The organism is Melghirimyces thermohalophilus, from assembly GCF_900102685.1.
Taxonomy (GTDB): domain Bacteria; phylum Bacillota; class Bacilli; order Thermoactinomycetales; family DSM-45169; genus Melghirimyces; species Melghirimyces thermohalophilus.
In genome coordinates this window covers 23916-34650 of sequence record NZ_FMZA01000027.1, presented here as the reverse complement: position 1 = coordinate 34650, position 10735 = coordinate 23916, and the positions used below count along the sequence as shown (strand labels likewise).

Annotated in this window: 12 protein-coding genes; 6 read left to right on the top strand and 6 right to left on the bottom strand. The window is 51.4% G+C overall.

Features of this window, described 5'->3' with window-relative positions; all coding sequences use genetic code 11:
* Positions 1–241 (top strand): transposase (locus BLP91_RS15585; protein ID WP_143003582.1); only part of this gene is annotated, 241 nt, incomplete at its 5' end.
* 134 nt (positions 242–375) lie between these two features.
* Here BLP91_RS15585 and thiD read toward each other — a convergent pair.
* Positions 376–1167, bottom strand: coding sequence for a bifunctional hydroxymethylpyrimidine kinase/phosphomethylpyrimidine kinase (thiD, locus tag BLP91_RS15580; protein WP_091573037.1), 792 nt, complete (start codon positions 1165–1167; stop codon positions 376–378).
* Between the two features lie 355 nt (positions 1168–1522).
* On the opposite strand from thiD, the gene BLP91_RS15575 reads away from it, so the two are divergent.
* Positions 1523–2311 (top strand): N-acetylmuramoyl-L-alanine amidase, encoded by a 789-nt coding sequence (locus tag BLP91_RS15575; RefSeq protein WP_091573036.1) that lies wholly within the window; start codon positions 1523–1525, stop codon positions 2309–2311.
* A 47-nt stretch (positions 2312–2358) separates the two neighbouring features.
* On the opposite strand, the gene BLP91_RS15570 is transcribed toward BLP91_RS15575, so the two are convergent.
* Positions 2359–2703, bottom strand: coding sequence for a c-type cytochrome (locus BLP91_RS15570; protein WP_091573035.1), 345 nt, complete (start codon positions 2701–2703; stop codon positions 2359–2361).
* A gap of 255 nt (positions 2704–2958) precedes the next feature.
* Between BLP91_RS15570 and BLP91_RS15565 the strand changes: the two genes are divergently transcribed.
* The 4 genes from BLP91_RS15565 to BLP91_RS15550 all read left to right on the top strand — a co-directional run bounded on the left by BLP91_RS15565 (position 2959) and on the right by BLP91_RS15550 (position 4181).
* Entirely contained in the window at positions 2959–3324 is a 366-nt protein-coding gene (locus BLP91_RS15565) for a hypothetical protein (RefSeq protein WP_091573034.1), read from the top strand.
* A 12-nt stretch (positions 3325–3336) separates the two neighbouring features.
* Positions 3337–3561, top strand: a complete 225-nt coding sequence (locus BLP91_RS15560) for a hypothetical protein (protein ID WP_091573033.1) — start codon at positions 3337–3339, stop codon at positions 3559–3561.
* 162 nt (positions 3562–3723) lie between these two features.
* Complete coding sequence (locus BLP91_RS15555; protein WP_091573032.1) at positions 3724–3918, top strand: hypothetical protein; 195 nt, start codon at positions 3724–3726, stop codon at positions 3916–3918.
* Between the two features lie 47 nt (positions 3919–3965).
* Positions 3966–4181: a hypothetical protein gene (locus tag BLP91_RS15550; protein ID WP_091573031.1), complete on the top strand. Its 216-nt coding sequence runs from the start codon at positions 3966–3968 to the stop codon at positions 4179–4181.
* A 6-nt stretch (positions 4182–4187) separates the two neighbouring features.
* Here the strand turns inward: BLP91_RS15550 and BLP91_RS15545 are convergent, their stop codons facing one another.
* The 4 genes from BLP91_RS15545 to BLP91_RS15530 form a co-directional block, all read right to left on the bottom strand.
* Complete coding sequence (locus BLP91_RS15545; RefSeq protein ID WP_091573030.1) at positions 4188–6038, bottom strand: 3'-5' exonuclease; 1851 nt, start codon at positions 6036–6038, stop codon at positions 4188–4190.
* Between the two features lie 232 nt (positions 6039–6270).
* The gene (locus BLP91_RS15540; protein ID WP_091573029.1) at positions 6271–6744 is read right to left on the bottom strand and encodes an acyl-CoA thioesterase; all 474 of its coding nucleotides are present in this window, start codon (positions 6742–6744) and stop codon (positions 6271–6273) included.
* Positions 6745–7085: 341 nt separating this feature from the next.
* On the bottom strand, positions 7086–8240 hold the full coding sequence (gene yhbH, locus BLP91_RS15535; protein ID WP_091573028.1) for a sporulation protein YhbH: 1155 nt from the start codon (positions 8238–8240) through the stop codon (positions 7086–7088).
* 41 nt (positions 8241–8281) lie between these two features.
* Positions 8282–10180 carry a PrkA family serine protein kinase gene (locus BLP91_RS15530; RefSeq protein ID WP_091573027.1) on the bottom strand — a complete coding sequence of 633 codons (1899 nt, stop codon included), beginning with the start codon at positions 10178–10180 and terminating at the stop codon, positions 8282–8284.
* Between the last annotated feature and the right edge of the window lie 555 nt (positions 10181–10735).

The following is a 10735-nucleotide window of genomic DNA, read 5'->3' as shown; positions in this document are numbered from 1 at the left end:
CCGACACGTGTGGGAAAAACATAAGGAAAAAGTGCGAGCCCATCGCCTTTCCTCTACGGGAAAATACCTGTACAAAAAACGGAAAGAGACGATCGAGCGAAGCTTTGCAGACGCGAAAGAGCTGCACGGGCTTCGCTACTGCCGGTTGAGGGGAAGGGAAAAGGTCCAAGAGCAAGCGCTGATGACGGCCGCAGCGCAAAACATCAAGAAGATTGCCAACCACCTAACCAAAGCCGGCTAGGTGGTTGGGAGGCCTTTTTGATCCAGGTTTTGATACGTCGATGAGCTGGTTTTGTCCATAAAAAAAGAGTGTGGAGAAAGCAGTGAAGGGCTTTCTCCACACTCTGACCTTTCCGGAATAACCGGAAAGGTTTTTTATGTTCGTCTGCGGTAGGCCCAGTGATTAACGGGGCCCACTCCCTCTTTCGTCTCCCAGGATGCGGCGATCGCTGCTGTAACAAAGGATTTCCCGATCCGAACCGCTTCCTCCACGCTCTTTCCCTTGGCCAGCTCCGCTGTGATCGCTGCCGACAGTGTACAACCCGCTCCGTTGGTGTGGGTCGTTTCCACCCGTTTCGCTTCTACTATCACAGGAGCAGAACCGTCATACAGCACGTCCAACGCCTTTTCACCTTGTAGTCGACCCCCTTTGACCAATACATAAGCAGGTCCCCACTCGTGGATCCGGCGAGCGGCCTCTTTCATCTCCTCCAGGGTGCGCACGTTTCTTCCGGTGAGCTTTTCCGCTTCCGGCAGGTTAGGGGTCACCACCTGGGCCAAGGGCAGCAGCTCCTGCTTCACCGCCTGCAACGCTTCTTCCTGGAGCAGATTCCCACCGGTTTTAGTCACAATCACTGGATCCACCACCAACCGATCCAGCTGATATTTTCGGACCCGATCGGCCACCAGTCGGATCACCTCTGAGGAGTAGAGCATGCCGGTCTTCAGTGCATCCACTCCCATGCTGTCCACGGCGGAGTCCAGTTGCGCAGCCACAGATGCCGTCGACTGGGGAAAGAGATCCCGTCGACCGTTCCCGTGCAGGGTGGCGATCGCGGTGATCACTCCCATCCCGAACACATCCCATTCCTGAAACGTCTTCAGATCCGCCTGCAAACCGGCTCCTCCCCGACTGTTGGAGCCGGCCACGGATATGGCTCGATACACTCCACTTTCCCTCCTTGATCATCCATCCTTCCTCCGCCATCTTATCGGAAACCAGCCACCCGGTCCACCAAACGTTGTGAAATCGCAAGCAGTAGGCCTACCTATTACCGGCATCTATTCCAGAAACACTCATCTCAGCATACTGAAACGGAATAATCGTATACCGCCGCGAGATCAAGAGCGAAGCAAAACCAGGGCATGCCCGATGGGTATCAACGGAACGTGGGGAACGCGATTCCCCCCGGACAGCGTAGATCAGTAGAACAACGGGCACTAGCAACCAATCAAGTATGTTTCCAGAAAGGGGCTCACTCTACCACAGCCGGTCTCATAGAGTACTAGAGGAGGTGATGATATGAGTCTCGTCGTGATTGATCCCGGTCATGGTGGGAGTGATTCCGGGGCTGTCAGCGGCAGTTACCGGGAAAAAGATTTTACCCTTCAAATCGCCCAGAAAGTCCGGGACTATCTCCTCAACCATTACCACGTCAGCGTGATGATGACCCGTACCTCTGACACCACCATCAGCCTGTCGAAGCGGACCGATATTGCCAATCAAAATGCAGCCGACTATTTCTGTTCCATTCATATCAATGCGGGCGGCGGCACGGGCTGGGAGAGTTATATTTACAATGGAACCGTCTCCTCAATCACCTTGAAAGCGCAGGATATCATTCACGCTACCGTGATGGATGCGATCGGGTCCAAATACGGCGTGCGCGACCGGGGCCAAAAACGGGCCAACTTTCATGTCGTGCGGGAAACCCGGATGCCCGCCATCTTGCTGGAAAATCTCTTTATCGACACGTCCCGCGACCTGAACCTTCTGCGAAACAACAGCTTCATCCAGGACCTGGGTCAAGCCATCGGCCTCGGAATCGCGAAAGCGCTCAACCTTTCAAAAAAGGATGCGAAGTACTACAAAGTGATCGCCGGCTCCTTTCGCAATCTGAGTAACGCTCGAGATCGGGAGGCCTACTTGGAAAGCAACAAGATCCAGTCTCTCATCGTTCAAGTGGAAGTGGACGGTCAAACCTACTACCGAGTGCAGGCCGGAGCTTTCCAAAGTAAACAAAACGCCGAGGCCCGGTTGGCGGAAGTAAAAAAATTGACTATCTCCGACGTTTATATTCTGTACGAATGATACAAATGAATGAAGCGCTTCCTGTCGAAGCGCTTCATTCATCATCGTTATTTCTTTTCTGCCAGCCATCCGGCTAGGTTTTTCCGCTCTTCCGGATCGATAGAAACCTGGGCTGGCATCGCTCCTTTTCCACTTTGGATAATCGTTTCGATCTCCTTGGCAGAATATTTGCCACCCACTTGTTGCAGGCTGGGACCTTGACCGCCTTCCAACTTCTCTCCATGACAACTCAAACAATTGCTCTGATAAGTTTCTTTTGCCTGGGCGGCATCCACTTCCCCCGTTTCACCGGAAGAGGATGGATCAGAGTCTGAAGGCGCACTTTGGGAACAACCTGCCGCCACTACCAGACTGCAAGCCAACAACCATCCACACCATCGATTTCGCTTCATCTTTACCCCTCCTTCCTCTCCATCATGCAAAAAAAAGAGTCAGCTGGCCAGCCGTTCCGGCGAGAATTGTGTGACTGTTTTTCGTCATCCGCAGGGAACGCTCTGAAATCCTCTCGCTCCCTTTTGCTGAGATACGAGAAAAAAGGCGAAAACCCCTTCCCTGTTCATGACATCCCACCACACCAATCAACCATCGCAAGGATATATTGTAATAAGTTTGATATTCCTCAGAATGAAAGAAAGGAGTTGAGTCCTATGCCTGAGGGACTTGACAAACAGCAACTAGCACAGATTTCCCGTCAGATTGAAGAGCAGATCCAAAGGCAGATCTATGAAGCGATCACCCAGTATATGAACCATAGTCCGCTGCCCGACCAGAGTCCTCCCCAACGCACTGCTGCGCAAACATCCAACCCTTCACCCACTTCCCCCTCACCGCAACAAGGCCAAGCGGGACAGATTCAAAGTCTGATTCACGGCGTCGCCAATATGGTCGGAGCCGCTACTCGCTTTGGCATGAGCACCATCGATCATCAGAAGAAAGCTTCGCTGCAACAATTGCAACAACAGCTGCAAGCACAACTGGCTGCTCAAAACCCGAACACCTCCAATAACCGCTAAGGAGGATTCCGTTTGAGCCGTAAGCAGTCCAAACGTGAGCCAAAAACCCATTCCCAAGGACCGGCTCAATATCGAAAAAATCGAGTAGACAAATTGGTTCGGAACAAATCCGTAACAAAAAATGTTGCTATCACCGGGAATACCAATGGAATGATCAACATCATCGTCCAGGTGCCGATCCAAATCATCGCCGATTCCAACAGTACGGTGGACAGCGAAGATAGCAATAACAGCTGATCCACCTTTTCCATCACCATCGTCTAGCAAACTCCCTTCTCCTCTGGAAGAGGCATAGACAGCGAACCAAATTCCTGAAATCGCCGCACCATTCATCGATTCAAGCAATATAGTAATAGCAAAGCTGATAAAGCTTAGAACGAAAGAAAGGAGTTGAGGTGAATGGCTCCAATCCGCTCCCAGCAAAACGGCTCCACACCGGGCCAATTGTTAGAAGGACTCCTCGGCGGAGTCGGTAACTTTATCGGCACTGTCGGCTCCACCTTGGGAAGTGTCATCGATGGAGTGCTTGGAGGTCTGTATCCAGATGAACAAACTCCTCCTAGTAACATGATCCAAAATCAACAACAGCGTTAACCGGCTTCCATGAAATTACATTTTATTGAAAAGGAGTGTCTGATAATATGACTCTAAAATGCAAACTGAAGAAAAAGCGTTGCTGTGTAAAAAAGAAAGTCCTGCAACGGAGAAAAGTAGCCAAATCTCGCGTGGATAACAGCCCCCGCGTTCGCAACATGCAGGGTCTGGTCAACATCCCGATCCAGGTACCGATCCAGATCGGCTCCGATGCCTCCACCACAGTGGGTTCGGCCGACACCAACGCCGGCGGCGGCTTGTAATCCGAATCAGGGTCCTTCGGGGCCCTCTTTTTTTTGCCTTTCTCTTTTCAGCCGGTCAAAATAGCGGGTAAACTCCGATTCTCCGGAATAGGTGAGCGTGAGATATTTCTTCGCCCGAGTCATAGCGATGTACAAGAGGGAGGCCTCCCGGCGGATCTCTTGTTGGATAAAGGGCAGCTGATCCACATGGACCACGAAGACGGCGTCAAAATCCAGCCCTTTGCTGCTGTCGATGGTGCTGATTTTGACCGTCGGAGCAGTCGGGTCGAAGGAGCGCTTCGCCTCCTGATCCGCCGCGATCCAGGTGAAGGGAAGCCCCGCCCTTTTCAGCGAGGATCGGATGGCATCGATTGTCCCATTCGTTTTGACTCGATAAAGAATCAACATGCGAGAGAGGGGAATGCCTTCCTCTCCGCGCAGACGGCGGATTTCAGCAGCGACAAAATCCGTCTCTTCCCTCATGGAGGAAAACCGGCACACCACCGGCTCCGGCCCCTGGCGCAGCGAGCTATGCGGAGCGATGATCTCCACGTCCTCTTTCTCTTTGTCTTCTCCTAGGCTGTCCACCGAAGCAAACGTCTGATAGAATTCCCAGGAAAAGCGGACAATCGGCGCGGTGTTCCGGTAGTTGATGGTCAAAATGCGAGACCTTCCCCGGAAATCCAGTCCGGTATCCTGTTTATAACTTCGGCGGCGGGGGTAAATGGTCTGCGCCCGATCTTCCACCAGCAACAAGGACTGCGTCTCCGGATTTAACAATCGACTCACCAAGGCCAGCCACTCCGGTTGAAAATCCTGCCCCTCATCGATCAGAATGGCCTCGTACCTTGGAAACCGTCCATCTCCCCGATCCATCTTCTCCAACAGCTCTGGGATCGACTGGTCTCTGTATACCCCCAGCTCCTCTTTCAACCATTCGTGAAAGTTGTAAACTAGAATCGGGCTCTCTTCCCTTGACTCTTCTTCATAAGACGTTCGCTGCTTTCGTCGGATCATGTGGCGAATATTTCTCGACAGGGAAATATTGTAACAGAGGACGAGAATATTCCAGTCCGGGTGTTCCCTGGCCAACAAGTGGGCCCGGCTGGCGAGAATCAGGGTTTTTCCGCTTCCTGCTACTCCTCGGATCAAGCGGTGACGGTCACCGATCTGTTTAGCCAAGCTTTCCTGATAAAGATCCATCACTTCCAGGTCTTTTACATAAAAGAGTAGAGAATCCTGCTTGGGAACCCGGGTCACCTGACTGTGGATACGCACCTCAGGGAAAAGGTGAAACCTTATTCGGGCCAGATCCAGCTCCGTCAAGGGGGAATCCAGGGAAAAAGGCACCATCTTCTGAAGCTTCCGCCGCAGTAGAATCGTGGAAAAGGCATCCTTGTCCGGATCGACCTCTTCCCGACAGAGCGACCGTTCCCCGGTCACCACGTCTTCGATTCCGGTCTCTTTCAGATCCTGGCGGGACAGACGAGTAAACACCGTGCCAAAGCCGTAAGGAAACTTCAACCTCCCGGAATGGAGCAGATCCCCATCCTTTTTCAGCTGATCAGCGATACGGAAGGCGTAATCCCGCGCTTGTTTCAGCGGACTGGTCACTGTCGTCCGTCCGTCGCTTCCGGTACGAATCTCCCAACGGTCCACATTCAACTCAAGCGGCGTTAGGCGGGTGTAATCCTTCACTTCCAACACCACCAGCCCCAGATCCGGACCGATCACCACAAAATCCGGCCGCCTGCCAAGGATCTCCGGCTCGTAGTAGACGACATAGTCCTCCGGCAAATGTTCCTTCAGCGTCCGATACAACAAACTTTCGCCGGTGGTGGCACCTTTGGGCATCATTTCCGGAATCGCATGGGCCATCGGCTGTTTCCTCTCCTCTTCCAAGCTGTATTCAACCAATGCTTTCCCAATCTCAAATATTCAATATAACACGTGGATACACAATTTTCTAGAATGTTCGGGAATATGCTTGAATGGGAGTGGGTCCAACGCAAACCTTCGCCCCCAAAAGTTCAAGAAAATGACTATCCGATGAAACGCGATCCCATTTTGATGTAACGATTAAAGGAGGGGCTTGTCGCCACCTCCTTTTTCAGCAGGAACGGTATTTACGCTGTTTTCGAATCCGTTGCCGTTCAGGAGCTGTCCTGTACAGCTCTTTTTCTTTCTCGGTTTCCGGTTGAACCGGGGGAACTTCCACCGGCTGGCCATCCTCCCCTACGGCCACCATGGTGACAAAAGAGACGGCGGTCTGATGACGTTCCCCGCCCGGCCCCCTCTCACACATCACTTGAATGTACACTTCCATCGATGTGCGGCCGGTCCAAGTGACGAAAGATTCTACAGTCAACACATCCCCCTCCTGAACCGGGGACAGAAAGTCCACAGAGTCGATGGAGGCGGTAACCACCGGTCGCTGGGCATGTCGCATGGCCGCGATGGCAGCCACTTCGTCGATATAAGCTAACACTTTCCCTCCGAAAATGGTTCCTAGGTGGTTGGTATCCGGAGGAAGTACGATCGAGGATTGAATTGTTCGTGATTGTCGGGCTGGAACGGGTTTCACTGATGTACCTCCTGTCACATTTCAACTGATATGCCATAGTTTGCACAACGTGGCTGGCCCAAAACCGACCAGCCTCACCTATAAACGAATTGGAATCATTTACCCATGCATTTTGTGACCGGTTCGTGTATCCTCATAATTGAGGAACACACCCAATCCCTATTTTACCCTCTTCAACCCGTGAGGTTGGAGGGGGATTTTTGTTTGTCGCCATTCCCCAGAAGGTTCCCAGTACATAAGCTTTTTCCTCACCTGTCCTCTTTCTTCGATGGATGTTCCACTCTTTTATTCACTCCAGACACAAAATCCCCCTCCTTCCGCCAGGAAAGGAGGGGGGTGATTTACATCACCACTTCTTCCGGTTTCTTTTCGAAAAAATGTTTTAAGGCATCGTACACCTGCCCTTTCTCCCGGATGATGTAGTGCATAAACTTAGGGTTGGTAATGTGTTTGTATGCGGTCATCAGGGTGGAATGGCGGTTGTACTGATTGACTTCCCCGTAACCAAAGAGGTTAGAGCGGCTCATCAGTTCCCGGACCAGCTTGACACAGCGTTCGTTGTCCGAAGTGAGATTGTCGCCGTCGGAGAAGTGGAAGGGGTAGATGTTGTAGCGGCTGGGCGGATAGCGTTTATCGATGATCTCTAGGGCTTTGCGGTAGGCCGAGGAGCAGATCGTGCCCCCCGACTCCCCTTTGTTGAAAAAGTGATCTTCAGAGACCTCCTTGGCCTCGGTGTGATGGGCGATAAAAACGATTTCCACCTTGTCGTATTTGGTTCTTAAGAAACGGATCATCCAAAAGAAAAAGCTGCGGGCAATATATTTCTCAAAGATCCCCATCGAGCCACTGGTATCCATCATCGCCAACACGACGGCATTGGAGTGGGGGATGACGACATCCTCCCAGGTTTTAAAGCGCAGATCTTCGTCGGAGATGCGGCCAAAACCGGAATTTCCTTTAATTGCGTTTCGTTTGAGTGCTTCCAGCAATGTCCGTTTTTTATCGATGTTGCCCATTAAACCCTTTTTGCGAACATCGTTGAAGCGGATCTCCTTCACTTCCATCTCGTCTTGTTCCTTCTGTTGCAACCGGGGAAGCTCCATTTCCGAAAAAAGAACCTCTTCCAGTTCTTCTACAGAGATTTCCGCTTCATAATAATCTTGGCCGGGCGCGTCCCCCGCCCCCTGTCCCTTGCCAGGCCCGGCTTTGGCGGGTTCGCGGGCGATCACGTCTCCCACCTTGCTCTTGCCATTCCCTTGACCGACATGCTTCCCCTTGTTGTGGTTGTAACGGAAATGATACTCCTCCATTGACCGAATCGGGATCTTCACCACTTTTTTGCCGTCGGAAAGGATAATGTTCTCCTCACTGATCAGGTCGGACATATTCTTTTTTATCGCTTCCTTCACCTTCTCCTGGTGACGCATCTGGTCCTGGTAGCCCTTCCGGTGCAGGGACCAATCCTCCCGGGAGATGATGAATCCGGGGTCTGACATATCGGTTCACCTCCCATAAAACCTCTCCGGTCTGAAAAAGATCAACGGTTTAGCAGACTGCCCACATACCGGAGCAGATCGTTGGCACAGGTGGAGCAGTATCCGTACTTATCGATCAGGGTGGCGGTCACCTCGTTGATTTTCTTCAATTGATTCTCATCCGGCGTTTTGGTCGAAGTAGTGATTTTGACCACATCTTTCAGATCGGCGAATAGCTTTTTCTGAATCGCTTCCCGAAGGCGCTCGTGGCTGTTGTAGTCAAATTTTTTGCCTTTCCGGGCGTATGCTGAAATCCGGATTAATATTTCCTCCCGGAACGCCTTTTTGGCATTTTCAGAAATGCCGATCTGCTCTTCGATGGACCGCATCAGCTTTTCATCAGGATCCAGTTCTTCCCCGGTGAGGGGATCTTTGATTTTGGTCCAGTTACAGTACGCTTCCACATTGTCCAAGTAATTGTCCATCAGCGTCTTGGCAGACTCCTCATAAGAGTAGACGAACGCTTTTTGCACCTCTTTTTTGGCCAGCTCATCATACTCTTTCCGAGCAATAGATATAAAATTCAGATAACGTTCCCGCTCCTCCTTGGTAATCGAGGGGTGCTGATCGAGTCCGTCTTTGATCGCTCGCAGGATATCTAAGGCGTTGAGACAATTGGCCTCGGTTCGGATCATGGCACTGGAGATACGGTTGATCACGTACCGAGGATCGATGCCAGACATCCCTTCATCGAGGTGTTCGTTGCGAAGCTCCTCCAGGTCCGCCTCCTTGTACCCATCGACGGACTTTCCGTCGTAAAGTCGCATCTTTTTGACCAAATCCATTCCTTGCTTCTTGGACTCCTTCAGTCGGGTCAAAATACTGAAAATGGCTGCAGCATACAGCGAATGAGGAGCCAGGTGCACATGGCCCAAATCGCTTTCTTTCACCAGCTTCCCGTAGATTTTCTCCTCTTCGGAGACCTCCAGATTATAAGGAATCGGCATCACGATGATTCGGGATTGCAGCGCTTCATTCTTCTGGTTGGAAATAAAGGATTTGTATTCCGCTTCGTTGGTATGGGCGACGATCAGCTCATCGGCAGAGATCAGGGCAAACCGTCCCGCCTTGAAATTTCCTTCCTGGGTCAAGGACAACAGGTTCCACAAAAACTTTTCATCACATTTCAACATCTCTTGAAATTCCATCAAGCCGCGATTAGCTTTGTTCAACTCCCCGTCGAAGCGATAAGCCCGGGGATCCGATTCGGAACCGTATTCGGTGATGGTGGCAAAATCGATGCTCCCCGTCAAATCGGCAATATCCTGGGATTTGGGATCTGATGGACTAAAGGTGCCGATCCCCGTCCGATCGTCTTCCGACAGCAGGACCCGTTCCACAGGAACATCCTCAATCCGTCCCCCAAACTCTTCTTTCAGTCGGATTCGACAGGCAGGGCACAGATTGCCTTCAATCCGGATCCCCAATTGCTCCTCCACTTCCCGCCGCATGGAGTGAGGAACCAGATGGAGGGGTTCTTCCTGCATCGGGCAACCCTTGATCGCATACAAGGCCCCGGCATCGGTTCGTGAATACTCTTCCAGCCCCCGTTTCAGCATGGTGACGATGGTGGATTTCCCGCCGGAAACCGGCCCCATCAACAAAAGAATCCGTTTGCGAACATCGAGGCGGCGGGCCGCCGAATGGAAATACTCCTCCACCAGCTGTTCGATGGCCCGGTCCAGACCGAACAGTTCCCGACTGAAAAATAAATACCGGGGATTTCCGTTGTCGTCCTTTTCGATCCCGGCATCGGCGATCATATTGTAAACCCTGGAATGAGCGGTTTGAGCAAGCTCCGGTCGCTCCCGGACCATCTCCAGATAATCTCTAAAGGTTCCTTCCCACTTCAGTTTCTCTTCTCTCTCCCGCTGCTCGGCGATGCGCTTCAGGATGTCCATAGAAGCCTCCTTCCAGCTCCTGGTCACTAATTAAATGAGCATGGTACCTTTAAGGTATTCACTGTCCCCCGGGGACATGAGCCCTTTAACAAGAGATCACATGTGGAAATCTAGCAGATTTCAATCGTGCCGTCCGCCGAGGGTAGTATATATGTATGCGATCAGACGGACAATGTTTCGGCTGAATTCCCTGTTCTGACAAGAAAAATCCGCCCGAGAACAGGATAGGTTGGTGCAACCGAGTCTTCCGGATTTTATCCCTTTATTTCACCTCCGAAATAAAGGGTTCCAATCAAAGCTCCTGCTTCCTTTACAGAAGAAACAGTCGTCCTCCCCTTTGACACTATGTTTCTATTTTATCTCCGTTTATTCCGCCAAAACAGACACAAGTGGATCAACGGATTCGAATAATACCTTTAGAAATGTCGAAAGAAGGGGAAGTCGGTACCCAACAGCTTCCACCTGTCTTTTAGATCGATTGGTCTATTGACCTCTTTTTCCCAAAGCTATTATGATAAAGCTGGTCTGGAAGTTTTTTCGTTTTTCCTTATCTTT